The 20155-nt window shown below is 55.5% G+C and carries 11 protein-coding genes; 4 read left to right on the top strand and 7 right to left on the bottom strand.

Features of this window, described 5'->3' with window-relative positions:
* Positions 1-135: 135 nt before the first annotated feature.
* Positions 136-2475, top strand: a complete 2340-nt coding sequence (locus EXY20_RS27355) for an aminotransferase class III-fold pyridoxal phosphate-dependent enzyme (RefSeq protein ID WP_135555312.1) — start codon at positions 136-138, stop codon at positions 2473-2475.
* A 45-nt stretch (positions 2476-2520) separates the two neighbouring features.
* A complete protein-coding gene (locus tag EXY20_RS27350) occupies positions 2521-3297 on the top strand; it encodes an IclR family transcriptional regulator (RefSeq protein ID WP_135555311.1) in 777 nt (258 codons plus the stop codon).
* A 77-nt stretch (positions 3298-3374) separates the two neighbouring features.
* On the opposite strand, the gene EXY20_RS27345 is transcribed toward EXY20_RS27350, so the two are convergent.
* The 6 genes from EXY20_RS27345 to EXY20_RS27320 all read right to left on the bottom strand — a co-directional run bounded on the left by EXY20_RS27345 (position 3375) and on the right by EXY20_RS27320 (position 11614).
* Positions 3375-3836 carry a hypothetical protein gene (locus tag EXY20_RS27345; protein WP_135555310.1) on the bottom strand — a complete coding sequence of 154 codons (462 nt, stop codon included), beginning with the start codon at positions 3834-3836 and terminating at the stop codon, positions 3375-3377.
* A 62-nt stretch (positions 3837-3898) separates the two neighbouring features.
* Positions 3899-5440: a histidine kinase N-terminal 7TM domain-containing diguanylate cyclase gene (locus EXY20_RS27340; RefSeq protein ID WP_135555309.1), complete on the bottom strand. Its 1542-nt coding sequence runs from the start codon at positions 5438-5440 to the stop codon at positions 3899-3901.
* Positions 5441-5773: 333 nt separating this feature from the next.
* On the bottom strand, positions 5774-7354 hold the full coding sequence (locus tag EXY20_RS27335; RefSeq protein WP_135555308.1) for a SagB family peptide dehydrogenase: 1581 nt from the start codon (positions 7352-7354) through the stop codon (positions 5774-5776).
* A 23-nt stretch (positions 7355-7377) separates the two neighbouring features.
* Entirely contained in the window at positions 7378-9321 is a 1944-nt protein-coding gene (locus EXY20_RS27330; RefSeq protein WP_135555307.1) for a TOMM precursor leader peptide-binding protein, read from the bottom strand.
* Positions 9318-11255, bottom strand: coding sequence for a putative thiazole-containing bacteriocin maturation protein (locus tag EXY20_RS27325; RefSeq protein ID WP_135555306.1), 1938 nt, complete (start codon positions 11253-11255; stop codon positions 9318-9320). The genes EXY20_RS27330 and EXY20_RS27325 overlap by 4 nt, the downstream gene beginning before the upstream one ends.
* 86 nt (positions 11256-11341) lie before the next feature.
* A complete protein-coding gene (locus EXY20_RS27320) occupies positions 11342-11614 on the bottom strand; it encodes a hypothetical protein (protein WP_135555305.1) in 273 nt (90 codons plus the stop codon).
* Positions 11615-12054: 440 nt separating this feature from the next.
* On the opposite strand from EXY20_RS27320, the gene EXY20_RS27315 reads away from it, so the two are divergent.
* Positions 12055-15018: an S-layer homology domain-containing protein gene (locus EXY20_RS27315; RefSeq protein ID WP_167859556.1), complete on the top strand. Its 2964-nt coding sequence runs from the start codon at positions 12055-12057 to the stop codon at positions 15016-15018.
* Positions 15019-15202: 184 nt separating this feature from the next.
* The gene (locus EXY20_RS27310) at positions 15203-15652 is read left to right on the top strand and encodes a hypothetical protein (RefSeq protein WP_207671346.1); all 450 of its coding nucleotides are present in this window, start codon (positions 15203-15205) and stop codon (positions 15650-15652) included.
* A gap of 338 nt (positions 15653-15990) precedes the next feature.
* On the opposite strand, the gene EXY20_RS27305 is transcribed toward EXY20_RS27310, so the two are convergent.
* Positions 15991-20133, bottom strand: a complete 4143-nt coding sequence (locus tag EXY20_RS27305; RefSeq protein ID WP_167859555.1) for an S-layer homology domain-containing protein — start codon at positions 20131-20133, stop codon at positions 15991-15993.
* Positions 20134-20155 lie beyond the last annotated feature (22 nt).

The raw sequence follows: 20155 nt of genomic DNA, 5'->3' as shown, positions 1-20155 counted from the left end.
AATCCAGCCAACCGATTATAGCTTTCACCAAAGTTGTTGTTTACAGGCAACGATCCGTATATTATGATCGATTCGTATCGTTTTTCTCGTATTGTGAAACTACGTTCTACTATAAGAGACAACGGAGGCTCGACGATGGAAAAGAAGCTGGATTCGAACCCGGACTGGGTCGTTCTCGAACGCGACCGCAAGGCGGTCGAGGAACTGGAAGCGTTTTTGCCCGAGCGAATATTTGACAGCCACACGCACATTTACAGGCAAGCGGATTTGCATTTGACGGGCTCGGGCTTCTGGTCGAAAGGGCCGGAGGATGCAACCATTCAGAAGTGGCGAGAGTGTTTGGCTCCGCTTATGGGGGGAGAGAAGCGGCTAACGGGCGGGCTGTTTTTTCCCATTCCGATGCTATCGGCGGACCTGCGCGCGCAGAACGATTATTTGATCGCCCAATTGGAACAAGAACCTGCCTCGCGCGGACTGATCATCGTGACGCCGGACGACAGCAAGGAGTCGGTCGCCGCGTATCTGACCCATCCGCAAATCGTCGGCTTCAAAATTTATCATCTATACAGCAAAGAGAAGCCGACCTGGCAGTCGTCGATTGACGCCTTTTGCCCGGACTGGATGTGGGAGGAGGCCGACGCACGCGGCATGTCCGTCATGCTGCACATGGTCAAGGACGGGGCAATTGCCGACGCCGACAACTTGCGGGAAATTCGCGACCTGTGCACGCGGTATCCGCGGATGAAGCTCATTCTTGCGCATGCGGCGCGCTGTTTCCACGCCCCGAACGCGGAGAAAGGAATCGCCGGGCTGCGCGGGCTGGAGAACGTCTTCTTCGATATGTCGGGCATTTGCGAGCCGGAAGCGATCAAAGTGATTTTGCAGCAGTTCGGCCCGCGCAAGCTGATGTGGGGCAGCGACTTCCCCGTTTCGCACATTCGCGGCAGGGCGGTAACGGTCGGGGACGGGTTCGTCTGGCTCGACAACAGCTTCATCGCCGACTGGGACAAGGCGGCCCATCTCGGGCATCCGGTGCTGGCCGGCATCGAGTCGCTGCGGGCGCTGCGCACCGCGATCAACGATTTGGGGTTGAACGATGAGGATAAAGACGATATCTTTTATAGGAATGGCGCCCGTCTGGTCGGTCTGCTGCCAGAGCCGGGGAATGTGACGGAGTCGCTCTACACCTACGCAAAAACGCGCATCCCGGGCGGCGTGCAGCTGCTCAGCAAACGTCCGGAAAATATGGCGCCGGGCCGCTGGCCGGCTTACTTCCGCGAAGCGCGGGGCTGCGAGGTTTGGGATTTGGACGGCAATCATTTCTACGACATGTCCACGAACGGGATCGGCGCCTGTCTGCTCGGATACCGCGACGACGACGTGACCCGCGCGGTCGTGCGCCGGGTCAATCTGGGCAGCATGAGCACGCTCAACCCGCCGGAGGAAGTGGAACTCGCGGACATGTTGTGCGAGCTCCATCCGTGGGCGGAGCAAGCCCGCTTCACGCGCGGCGGCGGCGACAGTTGTGCCGTGGCGGTGCGGATCGCGCGCGCCACGACGGACCGCTCCGTCATCGCCATCTGCGGCTATCACGGCTGGCCGGACTGGTACCTGGCGGCGAATCTGGGCGAAAGCGACGCGCTGCGCGGCCATCTGCTGGACGGCTTGAACCCGCTTGGCGTTCCCCGCGAGCTGCGGGCGACGGCGCTGACGTTCGCCTACAACGACCGCGATGCGCTGCAGCGCATCGTCGACCAGTACGGCGACCAACTGGCCGCCGTCATCATGGAGCCGTGCCGCAACGGCGATCCGGAGCCCGGATTTTTGCCGTTCGTTCGCGAAACGACGCGGCGCTGCGGCGCGCTGCTTATTTTCGACGAAATTACGATCGGCTTCCGGCTGCAGCGCGGCGGCGCCCATCTCGGCTTCGGCGTCAACCCGGACATCGCCGTCTTCGCCAAGGCGCTCGGCAACGGCCATCCGATCGGGGCGGTCATCGGCACCACGGACGCGATGCAAGGAGCGCACGATTCGTTCATCAGCAGCACTTATTGGACGGAAAGCGTCGGCCCCGCCGCAGCTGTCGCCACGCTGCGCAAGCTGGCCGCAACCGACGTGCCGGCGCATGTCGCGCATGTCGGCGGCCGCATCCTGGCGAGCTGGCGGCAGCATGCGGACCGCCTCGGCTTGCCGGTGCGTACGGGTGACATGTACCCATGCCTCGCCCATTTCAGCTTCCGCCACGCGGAAGCGGAGAAGCTGCGCACGTTGTACACGCAGCTGATGCTGGACCGCGGCTTCCTTGCGGGCACGTCGATTTATCCGACGCTTGCGCACAACGATGACATCGTCGACAAGTACGATGCGGCGATCGGCGAAGTGTTCGCCGTCATCGCCGAAACGCTGCGGGAAGGCGACATCGATGCCGGCATGCGCGGAGGCGTTGCGCTGAAAGGCTTCCAGCGGCTCATCTGACGAGCCGGCCTTCCGGCACACGGTTCGAAAGGAGGAAACTACGCAGTGAAAGACAAGGATGCGCCCTACTATTTCGTCCAGTCGCTGGATCGGGCGCTGGCGATTCTCGACTTGTTCCGGCAGGAGCGCAAGCCGCTCGGCATCACCGAAATCGCCGACATGCTCGGCGTGCACAAAAGCAGCGTCCATCGGATGCTGGCGACACTGCAGCTGCGCGGCTATGTCGAACGCGAACCGTCGAGCGAACGGTACTGGATCGGCCCGTCGCTGCTCGAGCTGGGCACGTTGTACATGCACGAAACGAGCCTGGTCGACGAAAGCAAGCCGTTCCTGCAGCAGCTTGTCGACGAAGTGGAGGTCCGTGCCCATCTGGCGACCTTGTACGACGGCATGGTGCTGTACTTGCGGCATGCCGCGCCGTCCAGCTCGATGCGGCTCGATACGCTGCTCGGCGAACGCACGTACGTGCACAGCTCCGCGCTCGGCAAGTGCCTCGTCGCGTGGAAGAACGAAACGGACGTGCAAGCCATCGTGGACAAACTGGGCATGCCCGCCCTTACGCCGCGCACGATCGGTTCTCCCGAAGCATTGTTTCGGGAGCTGAGGCTTGTGCGGGAGCAAGGCTACGCGCTCGACGACGAAGAAGCGGGTCTTGGCTCCCGCTGCATCGCCGCCCCGATTCGCAACTATGCCGGCGATGTGATTGCAGCGGTCAGTATCAACGGCTTGACCGATGTGATTACGGCGGAGCGGATCGCGCCCCTCGCCGCCGCCGTGAAACGCTGCGCGGCGTCCATTTCCGGTCGACTCGGGGGCAAGTGAGCCGCCCGAAGCCAATATAAAACCCGCCCGAATGGAGCAACTCCATCCGGGCGGGTTGTTCGGTGACTCAAGAGAGCTCAAAAGAAGCGATGGCCCGTTCCGTTTTTCTCCCATTTCAGCTTGGCATACTCCTTCGAATGAACAAAGGTGCGGTAAGTGTCCTGAATCGCGTTAACATGCATCATGATTTCATCGGCATCGCTATTTTTCACTTCAGCCAGCACGCGGGTCAACGTTTGATTATGGAGCTCAATCGTATCGTTTTTGGTACGGGATTGGCTCAAGGAGCTTTTGTAGGATTCCCGCTCTTGGGCCACTTTCACCGCCTTGTGATACAAGTCGGGAGCATGCTGTTTTAAATATTCCAGCTCGGCGGGCGTCAGTTCCTTGCCGGAGATCAGTTTGGCCCGCAACGAATCCGTATCGCTAACGGGAGTGGCGTTGACCGCTAAAGCCGCACCCTGTTGAGTCCGCGGCACCTCTATCGTCTGCGGTAGGCGAGCGTAATTGCGGGGCATGGGATTGCTGGAAATGTTCATGAGCATCCATCCTTCATCTCCGGTTCTTGTCTATTATTCTTAAGGTCGGGGCGGCCGCCCTCTCAACTGCCGACGGCTTGTTGATAAAAGACCACCCGGTTCCTTCCTCCCTGTTTCGCATGGTAAAGCGCTTGGTCCGCGTGTTTTTGGATCATTTCCAATGTTTCCCTGTACGACGCCGCCACGCCGAAGCTGGCTGTAACGGAAATAGAAAGGTTGTCGTAAGCAACGGGCTGATCTTCGATATTGCTGCGGATACTTTCAGACAGCGCCAGCGCCGTATGTTCATTGGCATCCGATAGGATTACAATAAATTCCTCCCCGCCATACCTGCCCAAAATATCGTGTGGGCGCACGCAACTCTTCACTCTTGCCGCAACCGTTTTCAGAACGGCGTCCCCTGCAGGATGACCGTAAGTATCATTGATCTTTTTGAAATGGTCGATGTCGAACATGATGACATAACACGATTTTGCCGATTCATGCGCTTTGGCAAGCTCGATTTGGGCAAGTTCGGTAAAGTGCCTACGGTTGTAAACGTCTGTCAGCCCATCCTTGGTAGCGGCTTCCTCCAGCTTTCGCAGCAACAAAGTCGGACTTGTTACATCCTGGATCAAAATGATCCAGCCGGCCACTGCTTTCTTTCTGGTGAAGACGGCACTGATGCTTGCGCTGTAAAAACGTTCGCTTTCGGTACGAATCGAAAATTTGATCTCTTCATGCCGATTGTCCATCAGCTTGGACAGTTCCGGCGGCCACTCGTCCAGCCCCGTAATATCACTGCCTTTGCGAAGCTTGGACAAGCCGGGCATCACGATATAAGTGGCCGGGTTTGCGCTTAAGAAGCGCATATCCGCGTCGATCAGCATAAACGCTTCTTTAATCGAATTAAGCGCCATGGCCGTTGCTTTTGGCAAAATGTCGAATAGGTCGTACCGCATAATATTGACATAAAACAAGACGTTGAACACTACCAGGGAAACCGGCGTGTAGTTGATGCCATACACATTCCATTTCAACACGAATAAAACATTGGCTAGCACCGGTGTAATCACACCCAATAGCAAAAGGAGCAACTGGAATCGATACCGCTTGTCCCATTTCAATAGCCGGTGAAAGATGATTCCGCCTGCAAAACACATGCAAAGCAGAGCGTAAGCATGGTTCACATAATACAGCTTCCCCGTTTCCACATTCAAATGTCGGATTGGCGCGTCCATTTCGAATGTGTACGACGTATAGATGAGCGAGTGATAGTCGGTCGTCCAGACAAGCACAACCACCAGGAATGGAATCAAAAACAGAGGGACGAGGATCACCGGTTTGGCGAGACGAACTTCGCAGTAGTCCGACGCAAACAACAAAAATACCGGCGATATGAACGCGGATCCCAAATACATGACCTTGGTCGCCGTAAAGCCGCCGTTATCCGACGTCGCCGTCACTTCCAGCAGGTAACCAAGCACAAAAAGAAATACCGGCACGGACAATAAAATGAAATGTACCTTTTTGGCGCTTTGGCAATAAAACATCGTAAACGTCGTCAGAACGATCGTGATCCCGAGTGCGATCGACAATATTGCTGCAACGGCAATATTGATCAACTTCTTTCACCTGCCTGGATAAGAAAATAGCTGCATATGATTCAACATAACATAAACCGGGGCGGTTTCACTACAATAAAATGGCAAAAAAAAGCCCTTCCCAACATCGAACGTTTCCGTGCATGCATGATTTTCCCTTCCGATTCACTCCGAATCGTTACTATTCAAGCCTGCCATAGTCCCTGGTCTGGAAGACATCTTGGAGCAATAACGGTTCTCCTTCCGCTATTCGGTGCTCAACAGCCAACGTTGGAGATATAACGGAACCTCCCCTGACATCTGAAAGCCTCCACCCGTCAATCGGATGGAGGCGGATGATTGATGCCGGAGACGCTAGCCGTGCAAGCTTCCCTTCAGCCACGCACGCTGGCGATACGGGCCGATCGGAATTTGAATCAAGCTCACTTTCCCGCGCGGCGACAATTCGTAGATGTCGTCACACATCCGCGTATCGAATCCGAGCAGCGGGTGTCCGCCCATCCCGAGCGCGGATGCCGCGAGCAGAAGCCGCTGGACGAGAATCCCCGTCTCCATCTGCCCGATCCGGTATCCCCTGGCCCCCAGCACCGGCAGCAAATGATCCCGGTCTCCCGCCGCATGAAGACAGATCGGCACTTGAAGCAGATTGACGTTGTGCAGCGACATCGCTTGCTGCAGCCATATCCGATGGTCCCCGGGGCGTATTTGCTGCAGCAGATGCGCCGCGCTGTCATAGCGGTAAGCGCCGTCCGGAATCCCCTCCATGCCGTGCAAGCAGCAGTACAGGGAAACGCGGGAAACAAACGTTTCATCCGCACTGTCCAAATCGTTCCGATAGCGGAAGGAAGCCGCCGCCTCTTGCAGCATGGCGGCCAACTGCAGCTGGTTTACCTCCCGCATCACGAAATCCATGTCCGGAGAGCGGCGATTTCGGCTGGCTGCTGCCAGATCGTACGACATTCGCCTCACGTAAGGCAGAACGAACGCCCGCCCTCCGTAACCGATCTCCCTGCCTCCTCCGATCTCCCGAAACGAGTGCGAAGATTCCGCAAACGACGCTTCATTCATCCGGATCAGCAACGGATACTCCTTGACTCTCTTCGAACGCAGGAAAGTAGGATGCCGAACCGTCGGCAATTCCCGGCACAAGTCGCCGGCAGAGACACTTCCTCCCCTGTTTCTCCCTGCGGCAGCCTGCTGGACTGCAGGCACGACCGATAGCGGAATAACCGCATAAACACTCTCTTCCCGTTCGGATAGCCCGAGCAAATGGTTAACCGCCCTGTCAAGAAACTGATAATGAACGCCGGCCGCGAATCCGAACCGTTTCGCCACTTCCAGCAGTTGCCCGATCAGTACCCCGGCGTCAAGCCCCTGAAGCCGGTAAGAAAAATAATGATACTTGAAAAAGTTTTTCCAAAATACCGTCGAGACAAATACCGTGCCAAAACAACCGGAAACATCGCAACGTTCGCCAAGCGCTCCGGAAACATAACGATCGAAATTGCCCTCCCGCAGCAGTATCAGCCGATGATGGGCCGCATCGTAATGGTACACTCCGGCCGGCGCTTCCTCTATGTTCAAATAAACATATACTTCGTTCGGATAGAGGGCTCCGCCGGACGGCACGAACCGCCTGCACCACTGCAGCGAGCCCTTGTCTTGCGCTGCGGAATCCAAGTCGGGACCGGACAGGCACATTTGCGTCAGCCCGTATACGTACCAAAGCATGTGACCGACGCTGTCCAGGCCCGGTTTTTCGGGCAATCTCCCTCTCTCGAGCGTCAGAGGCACTTCCGAAGAAAGCGGAACTACCGGCAGCCCCCGGTACTGCTTCACTTTAAGCGGCGCATCCTCCCAATCCACTTCCCAATTCGGCGGCCGGGCTCGATCCGTTTCATAATGCAAACGATGGATAAAATCTCCCGGATTCATCTTGTTCCCTCCCGGCAACGACTTTACGGAAACGGGTGCGGATGGGGATTGAGCTGCCGGGGCGTGAGCATCCCTTTTCGATATCCGAGCTCCGCCGGCACACGAAGCACCCGCTCCAGCCCGGTCAGACGCGTAAGATGATAACCGAACGTCATCGGCAGCAGCCCCGGAATGAGCACTTTGACGCAATACAGTCCGTTGCGGGCGATTTCCGGCGTGGTTTGATCCACGACAATCACATCGAGGTTGATCCTGCGGAAAGCTTCGATCAGATCCGTCAAATCGGCGGTCAAATCGGCGTGGCGCGCCTTCGGCCCGAATTCCCCGGCAAATGTTTGCAAGGGGCGGTTTTCGTCCAGCAAAAACCGGAGGCGCTCCTCCGCTTGCGGCAATCCGTACAGCATCGAATGATCTTCCATATGCCTGACTTGATTCGGATCATGGAGCATGCGTTCATATTCCCCGCGATTCGTCTCGAACTTCTCCTCGAACGAGAGCAGCATGCCGGCCAATTCATGGATCGCGCTTTTCACCGCCCGTACCGGATCGGGGTGGGCGCCGGCCGCGCAGAGGAGATTGAGGCCCCGCTGTTTGTTGTTTTTGGCAATCGCCCATATGCTCGGGATACCATGCTCCATCGTCGAGTTGTACAAGTGGACGTCGTAACCTGCAACCGCCCGAAGGCGGCCGATCATCACTTGCAATTCCGGATCGCCTGTGGAATAAGGGTCGATGCGCGGCAGCGGCAGTTCCGCATACCAAGCCATCAGGAACGAATCCCGTTCCACCGCCTCCAGCATCCCGTAAAAAATCGCTTCCTCCATCGTTCCGCCCAGCGCGCAGCCGTTGGACGTTTCGAACACCAATCCTTGCCCGCAGCCCATACTGTAGTAGGCAAGCAGTTCCGGAACGAGAATCGGACGCTCGCGCCCAAACGAATACCCCCATACCCAATCGATCGGATGGTCTTGATCGAACGGTTGGAACGGGAACCCGGCAAGCGCATATTGTTCCTTGGCATGCACCCCGACCTGCAGCGGGTTCAGCGCTTCTGCCTCCAGGTTGCGGTAACTGTCGCGAATTACCGTTCGTTTGCCGCGGGGAGACATGCCGCAATATCGCTCCAGGCTTTCCAATATGGCCGTCAATTCGCTATCCGCATAGGAATGGGAGCGGCCTGCCGTTGCCTCGTCTTGCCCGAACAACGGCAAATTGACGCTCGCGTCAGCGAACGGCGAAACGAGGTCGCGCATTTTTCCGTTCAAAAAGCCGGTTCGGCTGTCCAGATAATCGTTGACCAGAAACGATTTCAGCTCCCCCATGGGACGGCAGCGGAAACTGTCCCCGCTGATCTTGGGGCTTGGCTTAAGCGCGATGCGGGCCGCTTCCCTGGAATCGTCAGGCAGCCGGCCGCAAACCGGACATAACGGGTCGGGCAGGAAAAAATGGCGCGAGCTGTTCAGCGTATTCATCTCGATGATAAAAAGCCGTCCCTCCGTGTGGGCCGGGCTGCCATGAAGCGCCCTTTTCGTTTCCGCCGCCAGCAGATGAGCCAGCTGCAAAAGTCCCGAGCGCGATGCCCACGAATCTCGCTTGGATCCTCCGTGCGCAAAGAGCCGCTGCTGCAACTCCCACGCCTCCTTACGGTCGCGTCCCGCCATGAGCCGTCTCGTGTCGGCGCACTGGGAGCAACCCGGCGTATCCGGGCGAACCAGCGGCCCGACCACCCCTTCGCCCCAGGCAACAAAGCCGCGCAGCCAAGGCACGCGGATTTGCCGCAGCACCGTCTCCGCTTCACGATGAGTCGCAGGATGCCAAGCATCATGCAGTACCAGGGCCAAGTTTGCCGCTTCCGGCAAACCGGCCCGGAAATCGGCTTGTCGAACGATCTCGCATGCGGAAAGCAGTTCGTCGCAAACCAGGTCCGGGAGTTGCCCGCTTCCGATCACCGCCACCAAAGCGCTCACCTTGGCTCCTCCTCTTGCAGCCATACGCCGAATACGCCGGCCAACTCCTCTTTCATGAACGGCTCGATCGACAGATCCAGGATGACAGGCCGTTTGCGATTCCGTTTCAATACTTGCAGCGCCGCTTCCGCCGCCTCCGCCTGCCCCGCTTCTTCATACACGGGAATGGTTACGTGTTGCCGTTGATTTCCGTCCAATAATACGGACGAAATTTCCAAGTTCGGCGAAGAGCGGTTCGCCGCTTCATGTTGCACATGAAGGAGAGCCTGCTGCAACGCGTCCCGCAACGCCAACGTTCGATTCAAGCCCGCACAACCGAACCAACGGCCGCCGGACCCTACCCACATGACGGGGAAACCGGAAAGATCTTCTCCCCAGCCAATAACCGGAGCGCCTTGCAGCGTGGTTAGCGATTGCCAATAAAATCGGCAACGTTCATCCTGGATCGAAATTCCCTCCACGCGACTGGCTGCCTGTTTCCCGTTGGAGAGACGGTTCTCCAGCTCGTTGTTCAACCATTTTTGCAGTCCGCGGCAAACGCCTTCCGCGAACGATTCCCCCGCACCGACTCCGATATTCGCCCCTGCGGGCAAGTTCGCCATCAACGAACTTGCCAATCGCAACGCATACGTTTCCACTCCGGCCAGCCCCGCTTCCCGCCGCGCCCCCTGATGAGTCAGCCCTGCGCAGACGATGTCGGGAAGCAGACCGGCCGGTCCAACAGGCAGCGGATCGACCGCCCGAACGCGGCACAACGAGAGCGGAAGCTGCTTGAGGTCGCCTTCATCCCAAATGTGGAAAACACCGGTTACCTCCGAAGTCAACCGGCTGAAACAGGAGAACAATTCGGCGTTGGAGCGGATGTTCCCCGCACTTTGGCGGAGCCGCGGCTCGACATCCCGTACCTCTTCGATCGCCGCGCCCCCCGTCACCAGCGGATGAGGAAGGAAGGGATGCCACTTCCCTTCCAACGTTTCAAGATCCAGCAGGAACAATCGATGGTTCGGTTCCGCTTCGGCTACCCCGGCGAACCATTTGAGACATTCAAACACCACGACATTCGCGAGCATCGCTCCTGCCGTGGAGGAGAATGCATGCCTCTCCGGGTCCTTCTGCAGCGCGGTTTGATGGATACGGCGCCACGCCGATTCCCAGCCTCCTCCATCCTTCCGTTGAACCAGCGGACCTGCCAAACCTGCCTGCTGCCGGCATAGCGCCGGAAGCAGCACCTTGCCTGCCTCTTTGCATGCTGCATCCAGTACCCGAAGCTCTTCCATATTTCCATCCTCGGACACATACAGAATCGCGTCGAATGGCTGGATAGCCGCAAGCCATCCGCTTATTCCGCGCCGTTGCAGGACAATTTCCTCCATCGCTGCCGCCGGATCGGTACGACGGGCATTTTCGGCAAGCTTCGCGAGCCGCTCCTTGCCGGTCTGTTGCATCGGTTCTGTAACAAGGACGTGGAACCTGGGCAATCCGGATTCAAACAATGCCGAAACCAGCGCTCCTAAAATAGAGCCCGATCCGACCGCAAGCACTTTGGTTTGCCGATAGAGTTGGAAGCGGTAGGCGCCCGATCCCGATACACTGTCCAAATATTCCACTTGGGAAGCAAAGTTTTCAACAATGGCTTCCGGCAATTGATGCGGCCGATCCTGGCTCACATCGCGTACGAAACCATTCTGGTACAACCGCTCCGCAATTTCGTAAACCCGCTCCCGGTACTGATCCGACAGTCCGTCCGTCAATTCCGAAAGCGTTAGTTCCCCGCCGAACATCGGCATCAATTTTTCGATCCATTGATAAATCGTCTTGCCCTCCAAGCTCAAAGATACCCGATTGTTCCGGAAATAAACCCCGCCGTCAGAATTCGGGAGAAAGTAGGTGTCGCCCTTTACTTTCAAACGCATGGAAGGGTTCACACTCGCCATACCGCACCACCTCGCAACCTGATCTCCAATAGGCCCCATCACGCTTCCGTAATTTTATGTACCGCTATTTGTCCTACATGCCTGATTTAAAAAAAGAAAAGCCCCTGCCAGCCTGGGCTTGTGCAGGGACCTTTCTGTTCCGGCATATGCCGGCTGCTAGCGGCAACGTGCGCCAGTATGGCAATTAAAACAATTGTGACAACGAACGCAACTGCAACTGCAGCTGCAACTGCAACTGCAGCTGCAGCTACAACTGCAGCTACAACTGCAACTGCAACTACAGCTGCAATTGCAGTTAAAACATTGGAAAAAACAAACACCCACGCAAAATCCGACGCATAAGCGGGACGGATCGGCATTTTGCTGATCCTGCGCGTTGAATGGCATTGCCTGACCAGCCTGCATGTCGGAAAACTCCAAATTCTGAATCTGGTTCCTGAAGTCGTTCATTTCTATTCCTCCGTTATGATTATTGTCGGAAGGCCATGAATCTTCTACCGGTACACGACAACCGATACCACAACGTATGTGCAACAATCCGCTCTTGTTACTGATTAAGATGCCTAGAGCCTTTATACCTATAAACGCGAAAATTTTGTCGAAATATCGGGATTGGTCTATGACTCGTCCACCATTTAGGTTATTCTTGAGTCTGGGAGGAAACCTGCTCCAATACTGCGGAAGTGATTTGGATGCCACAAGACTGCAATGATGGGGTAATAATGATTAACAAACCTTGTACTTCCATTTGAATGTGAAAATGGAATTGAAGGAACACAACAAGAAAGAAGGTGCACCGATGCCTGAAAATCATTACATGCGAAAAACCATCGCCCTTAAACTCGTCATCATGTTTGTTTTGATTGTTTCATCCGTGTCGTCGTCTCTCTTTCCGTTCGCTCAGAGCGCATATGCGCTGCCCGGGGATGCGGAAACACCGGTAATCACCGTGCAGCCGGTGAGTAAAACCGTATATGAGCTTAAACCGTTCACATTAAGTGTAACGATCGAAGACTTGACGGATAGCGACGGCGCTGTCCTGAGCTACCAATGGTACAAAACCGACAACAGTTCGGGAACAGTCGCTTTGGGCGGCCCGCGGGCCGACAATTCGCTTACTATTCCGGGCCTGGGCGTGGGTGAAGTGAGCTACTACTGCGTAATCACGAATACAGTCACCGACGGTTCAGACGTAAAAACGGCTTCGGTAACGAGCGAAACGGCGGTCATTACCGTGATCCCGGGAACGAATGCGGAAACGCCGCATATTGATACGGAGCCGGGAGATAAAATGGTGGATGAAGGAACTTCATTCCAGTTAAGCGTAACAGCCAGCGGCGGAACCAATCTGACTTACCAATGGTACAGATACGACGGTACCAATACGTTCGCTTACGGCTCTTCGCAATCGACCGGAACGATCACGATTGCGAGCCAGGGTCCGGGCACCGTTTATTTCTACTGCATCATAACCAATACGGATCCGAGCGCAACAGGTCAGACGACGGCTACGGCTACGAGCCGGTCGGCCCAGATAACCGTGAACTCGCTTGATAATGCCGCAACGCCGAACATTAGCGTACAACCGGTGGCCATAACGAAAAAAGTGGGAGAACAAATCACCTTACATGTCGAGGCCAGCAGCACAAGCGGAGTCTTGTCCTATCAATGGATAAGGAATCTGGAAAACAGTCTTAGCGGCGGCGCCTTTGTTATGGGCGCGACCAACGCTACGCTAACCATACAGAATCAGAATTTGGAAGAGGCTTACTACTATTGCTTGGTGACGAACAGAGACGACAACGCGCCGGGGAATACAACGACATCGGTTCCGAGCGACATCGTCAAAGTGACGATCCTGTTGCCGGATCCGCCCGTCACGCCGCAGCATCTCGCTGCCGCAAAAGGCAATAGGAGAGTAACCCTGAACTGGGACTCGGTAACGGGCGCTACGTACTACAACATTTACAAGGCAACCGAAGCTGGGCAATACACGGACACGCCGGCTGCCGTATCGTACAATAACAACGTTTACACCTTGGGAGGATTAACGAACGGCTCGACCTACTACTTTGTCGTCCAGGCAGCCAACTTGGGCGGGGTCAGCTCAAACTCCGACGAAGTCAGCGTCATTCCGCAAACGGTACCGGCCAAACCGACGAATGTTGCGGCGGCTGCCGGCGACGGACAGGCAACCGTTTCGTTTACGGCCCCGACCAATAACGGCGGAAGCGCGATCACGGGATACAAGGTATCGGATTCGTCGGGAAACCATACCGCCACGGGAACCGCAAGCCCGATTACGGTTAACGGCCTGAGCAACGGGACAAGTTATACGTTTACGGTAAAAGCGATTAATGGCGTCGGCGAGGGTACTGCCTCCGACGTCTCCAATGCCGTCGTCCCCGAGGCGCCGAGCCCCGACCCGGTGGAGACACCGTCACCGTCGCCTTCACCGTCGCCTTCACCGTCGCCGTCGCCTTCACCGTCCGCATCGCCCGCACCGGGACAAGAGAACGCAGAAGTTGGCGTTATTGTGAACGGCAAGGTGGATAACGCGGGAACGGCAACGACATCCGAAGTGAACGGCAAAAAAGTCACCACTGTCGTCATTGACCAGCAAAAGCTGGAGGAAAGGTTGACTGCCGAAGGCAAGGGCGCAGCCGTCACCATTCCGGTTCGTGCGAAGTCCGATGTCGTCATTGGCGAACTGAACGGCGAAATGGTCAAAACGATGGAAGCCAATCAATCCGTTATCCAATTTCAAACCGAGCAGGCTGCCTACACGATTCCAGCCCGGCAAATCAATATCGCGGCGGTTTCGGAGCAGCTTGGTCAAACCGTGGATTTAAAAGACATCAAGATCCAGATTGAAATCGCCGTGCCTGCAGCCGAAACGGTAAAGCTGATCGAGGATGCAGCAAACGGCGGATCGTTCACGATTGTCGTACCTTCGGTTGAATTTACGATACGGGCAACGTATAACGACAAGCCGATCGAAATCTCGAAGTTCGACACTTACGTGGAACGTTCGATTGCGTTGCCGGACGATATCGATCCAACCAAAATTACGACGGGAGTCGTGATCGATCCGGACGGAACCGTTCGTCATATTCCGACCAAAGTGGTGCTGATCGACGGCAAGTATTACGCGCAGATGAAAAGCACGACCAATAGCGCGTACTCGGTTATTTGGCATCCGATCGCGTATAGCGATGTCGTCGGTCACTGGGCCCAGGATATCGTGAACGACATGGGATCGCGTATGGTAATCGAAGGGGCCGGCAACGACCTGATTCAGCCGCAAACGGACATTACCCGCGCCGAATTTACGAACATCGTCATACGCGGGTTGGGATTGAAACTGGAAACAGGATCCATTCCATTCTCCGATGTCAATGCCGCGGATTCGTACGGCAGCAAGATCAGCACGGCATATGCCTACAAGCTGATCAATGGCTTCGAGGACGGCACGTTCCGGCCTGATGAGAAGATTACACGCGAGCAAGCGATGGTTATCATTGCAAATGCCATGATGATAACCAATCTGAAGACTCAGCTTTCCTCCGCGGCGGAAGCGACACTCCAGCCGTTCGTCGATGCGGCCGAGGCATCCGCTTGGGCGCAAAGCAGCATTGCCGATAATGTGCAATCGGGCATCGTTGAGGGAAGGGGCGCGTCGCTGGCGCCAAAAGCATACTTGACCAAAGCCGAGGCTGCGACGCTCGTCTATCGCCTGTTGAAAAAGTCGGATTTGATCTAATGACGCAGTTCTTGATACCGGGGAAGTCTCTATGCTATATTTAGGGAAACGGTCATGAAGCACATGCCGCTTCGATACTTTATGTATCGAGGCGGTTTTTCTATTTTTGGAGAAAAGGGGCTATCAGGTATCATGTTTATGAAAGAATATGAGACATGGATACCGGTATCTGGATTTGGCGTTTTTGCCGGGCGGCGATGTCAAGGGCGACATTGAAATTCATGATTACCGCTCGCACGCCAGAGATGTGGACACGCGTCGATTCAAAGACTTGTGCCGCAGACAAAGTTTGTTGACGCTCGATGATTGGATTTATTTACCCATAGCCTATTTGTCGATCCGTGAAGAACCGGAATTTTGCAAACAATTGATCTTGTCTTTCATTGGAAAGTTCATATCCATCGATTTGGATGCGCCGCTGAACTTTATGGAAGCCGAGACGGTGCGATACGCGCGACGGCTTCTGAGGCCGTTTACGCCAATGGAGCTTGCGAAGCATCTTTATGTGACCGATCGTTATGCTCGAAATGTGCTGCATGAGCTGGTTAAGAAAGACCATCTGGCAGTGGTTGGAGGAAATTTACGATTTCGAACGTATCAGCTTAAGAACCGATTAGATATTCAGTGGAAATGAAGAAAGAGCGCTTAGCTTACGGAACTGAGAGGCGTTATTCGGCCGAAAACAGTCACTACTGATCGCTAACGGAAGGGAGTGCCGTTATTGCGTGTAGTTCGAGCAAAATTGCTGCCAATATGAGCTAATAACGGCACCTGGTTCCCTTAGGTCTGCCATACGTCCAATTATGATCGTAATAAGGTCTGTGAGTTCCGTCCCTCGCCTCATGATCCAACGATGCAAAAGCCCAACCTTGCGGTTGGGCTTTCCGCCACAAAGTGACGCCAGCTGTGCAGCCTATTCCGATTTATTTGCCGGGCACCCAAGTACCCGCTTCGCTCCGGCCGCTTAATTCATCAATCCATAAATTCGACCGCCAGCAGGAATCGCTTCAACATGACGGCAGCTTGCGCTCTTGTTGCTTGTTTGGCCGGCGCCAGCGTGTTTTCCGATATTCCCTGTATAATGCCCGCCGCTACGGATTGTGCCATCGCCGTTTTTGCCCAGATGGAGATGCCTGGCTGGTCGTCAAACGGAGCAAGGAATTTCGTTGCCTCGTTGTCGTCCATTTGCGGTTTGCCGGCGATTGACAAGGCATTCGCGATGATCACCACCATCTGTTCTCTGGTGATCATGCTGGCCGGCGCAAAACGATTCTCCGAAATCCCGTCGATTAATCCCGCTTTCACCCCTGCCTCGATAGCGGGAGCATACCAGCTATCGGCAGTTACGTCCTGAAATTTCGTATTTTCGCTCTTTCCGTCCAGCTTTAGCCCCAAGGCGCGTACCATCAGCGCTGTAAATTCGGCTCGTGTAATGCTGTCGTCGGGAGCAAATTCGGTTTCGGACCTTCCGTTTATAATCAGCTTGGATGCGAGCAGCTCCACGTCGCTTTTCGCCCAATGGCCGTTCAGGTCGGGGAATGTCTTCTTCTCCGCTTCCATAATCGCATAAATGCTGTTATGTGGAACCTTCATCGATACTTCCTTCTGCCCGTCTCCCCTCGTGGCCATCACGGCAGGAACGAAGGACAACGTCCGGGTTGCCGGGTCATAAAGTACGGCAACGATATTCTTGTTCGACAATCCATCGTCAAGCACGATTGCCCGGACCAGATACGTACTGCCAAAATCGCTAACCTCAATCGTCCGATCGCCTGCCGTAACCGTCACTTGATAATTCACCGCTTGACCGATCAGCTTCAGTCCCTGGTTGCCTGCGATTTGCTCCAACTGCTCCTTCGCTTGTCCGCTCACCTTGCCGATCACGACATTTACTTGCATATCCTGAATCGCAACGCCGAGTTGTTTGGCCAGCGCTTCCAAATCGAGCACTTGAATTTGCAGTTGGAAACTGGAGTCGTTCAATTCGATTTCGAGTACCGCATCGGCAACGGAATCTTTTATTTTCCCGAGCGAAGCCGCAGAGAACTGCACCTGCACGACTTGCACGGAGTCGTTGATTGCAAGGGTGACAAACGGTTGCTGCGCTTTTTCCAGCGCTTCCCGGATCTGCTTGAGGAGCTCGGGGGACAGCGCAATTTTCTCCATTTCGGTTCCATCGGCCAACGTTTCCTTCACCATGCCGGAAGCATCGATCCGAACAGTGATTCCATCTTGTAAATCGATGACGTACGTTTGTTCTTCGGGAGGAGTTAGAGGCGGGTTATTGCCGCTTCCATTCCCATTCCCGTTCCCATTTCCGCTCCCGCTCGCTCCCGTATCCTCATCTGATGGAGGCGCCGCTATATTGGCAATGGAAATCTCACGCACCGCTTCATTGCCGACAGCATCTTTGGCATAAACCGTATACACCCCGTTGACGGTGACCGAGAATTGCCTGGCCGTCATCAGATCGGTTCCGCTCACACCGCCGGCAAAATCCGCCGCGGCGCGGCTCCCCGGCAGCCAATTCAGCTTGGTTAACGCATTGGCGCCGCCATATACGGCAGCTGTTACACTGACGGTGACCGAACCGCCGGTTGCGCCGGTCGGGCTGTACGACAAGTCGAGCTGCGGCTTCCGCGATTCAATGACTATGTTGTTCGTTCCCGCCGCAGGTACAGCCAGCGAAACGTCTACACCGGACGCCGTAATAGCGGCGCCAACCGGCAAATCGATTTCCGTTCCGATCCCGATGCCATCCGTATCGACAAATCCTTCTTCCACCACATACTTGAACACGAGCTTGTTCCGTTCGCCGGCAGGCTGTTCCGTGTAGTCGGCGTAAACCGTTGTCAAATCCGCCCCTTCTCCAATGACGATCGGCAATCTTGGCGTGCCGACGGGAGCATCCACATCTCCCTCATAACTTACGGTGAACGCCAACGTATTTCCGATTCCGTAATAACCGTCGGATGGAATATCCATGTCGGTTGCTTCAGGTGCGGGAACCTGCAGCTTCAGCTTATACCGACCTTGTGCAATTCCGTTCTCGTCCGTAGTTTCGATTGCGATCTCGTTATCGCCAGGGATCACGGAGACCGTTGCCGAAGCCGCTTCCGTTCCTGCAATTTTGGACTTCGATTGCAATACAGCGAGGCCGGCTGCTATTTGTACGGTTTGTATATAGCGGTTCGATGTAATGGTATATAAGCCTTGCCCGGCAACGAACGCGGCAGGATCCCAATTCAACACGGCTCCGCCAGACGTGACGTTCAAACTAGTCAGCTTCACAGCTTCGTAGTCTTGTTTGAACATCGGATATGTCGTCCCTTCGATCATGGCCCAGGCGGTGGTATAATCCCAGTCCACCCCCGCACCGGTGAAGGTCGATTGTAATTTCATCTCCGCCGTTTGTTTGCCTGAACCCCCTCCGGCCGAAGTGCTTTGATGGCTCGTTTCGATATCCCAGAAGGAGTCGGTTACTGCCGTGCCGGCGCTTGCGCCGATTAACCCTCCTACTCCGGAGCTTGCAGACGAGGTTACATTCCCTGCGGCGTAAGAGTCTGTCACGTTTGCATTGTTCGTCTCCCCAATGAGTCCTCCGATGGAATCGGAGCCGTTAAGTCCGAAGACGTCCGTGGCGGAATAAGCTTCCGTCACATCCCCTTCTGATTTCCCCGCCAAACCGCCCGCTCGCGGACCGGTTGCCGTTACCGTTCCGGTTGTGTAAGCTTTCGCAATACTGCCGCCGTCGCGGAGCTCTCCGACCAAACCTCCCACATTGCTCTTGCCGGTAATCTCCACCCGATGCAGACCGATACTTTGGATCACGCCCGATGCTACGCCAAACAACCCTATGTAATCTTCATCTGCGCGGTCAATAAACAAATTTGAAATGACATGGCCGTTCCCGTTGAATGTTCCGGTAAAAGGATGAGCGTCGTCCCCGATCGGTTTCCATCCTTTGGCGCCGTTATAGCCCCCGCCGGATGCGCTTAAATACGCGGACAAGTCAATATCGTTCGTCAACAGGTAGCGATCGCTCAATTGGTAGCCGTCCGAGGTGCCCGTGCCGATCGTTGCCAACTGCTCCGCTGTCGAGATATGGTGAGGATAGGTGTTCCCGTCCTCCCGGTTGAGTTGAAGGGTGTATTCCAGTTCATAAGTGCCCGGCAGCGTACACGGATTGCCGCATGGAGCCGGGACCGCCGCACCAAGGCTCGAAACCTTGATATGGATCGTGTTTGCTCCTTCGATCAAATCGATTGTTTCGGTGCTGCCCCCGGAATTAACCGAAGCGACACTGTCCAGCGCGTTCACAGATACCGTTACTTTATTCGCGGCATTCGGTACGATCCCCGAATAGGTTGCTTGACCTCTTGAGAAATCCGGCTCGAAGACTACCGGATCGCCGGCGCCCGGAGTGGAGCCTACCGCAACCTCCAGCGTGTCCAGCGTGATGCGGTCGAATGTTCTGCGATGCATGGGGAAGGTTGTCCCTTCGATTATGCCCCATTCGCTGAAGTCGGCGGCATCTTCGGTGAAATACCAGCGTTCGTCATATTTGCTGCTGTCCTTCATATCCGCCTCGGCAAGCGGCGTTCCGCCGGCAGAAACGGCTGTCAGACCCGAATTATAGTAACTGTACTCAACCGTCCCGCCATCACTCTCGCCAATCAATCCCCCAACCTTGGAAGTTCCGGTTGCTTTGACAGACGTGTAAGAATAGCGAACGACATTATCGGCTGTATAGCCGGCCAACCCGCCGATGGAATCGCCGCCGGCTACATTTCCGGTCGCATACGCATACTCGATTGTGGAATTTTGGCTGTATCCGACCAACCCGCCGATGTAGTCGCCGTCTGCGGCATCGATAGTTACATTCACCAGTCCGACATTTCTGATCGCGGCACCCGAAATATAACCGAACAACCCGAGATTGCTCGTACCGGCACCATCGGTGTCGATGGTTAAATTGGAAATCGTATATCCGTTTCCGTCAAAATCGCCTTTGAATGGATGATTGCCGTTCCACTCCCCAATCGGTTCCCAGTTCGGGCCGGCCAAATCGATATTCCCGCCCAATCGATAGTGAGCAGTCAACTCATTTCCCACTTCGTTTAATTGACTCCGATCC

Source organism: Paenibacillus cymbidii (genome assembly GCF_004764705.1).
GTDB lineage: Bacteria > Bacillota > Bacilli > Paenibacillales > NBRC-103111 > Paenibacillus_AN > Paenibacillus_AN cymbidii.
This window is presented reverse-complemented; position numbering and strand designations above follow the sequence as displayed.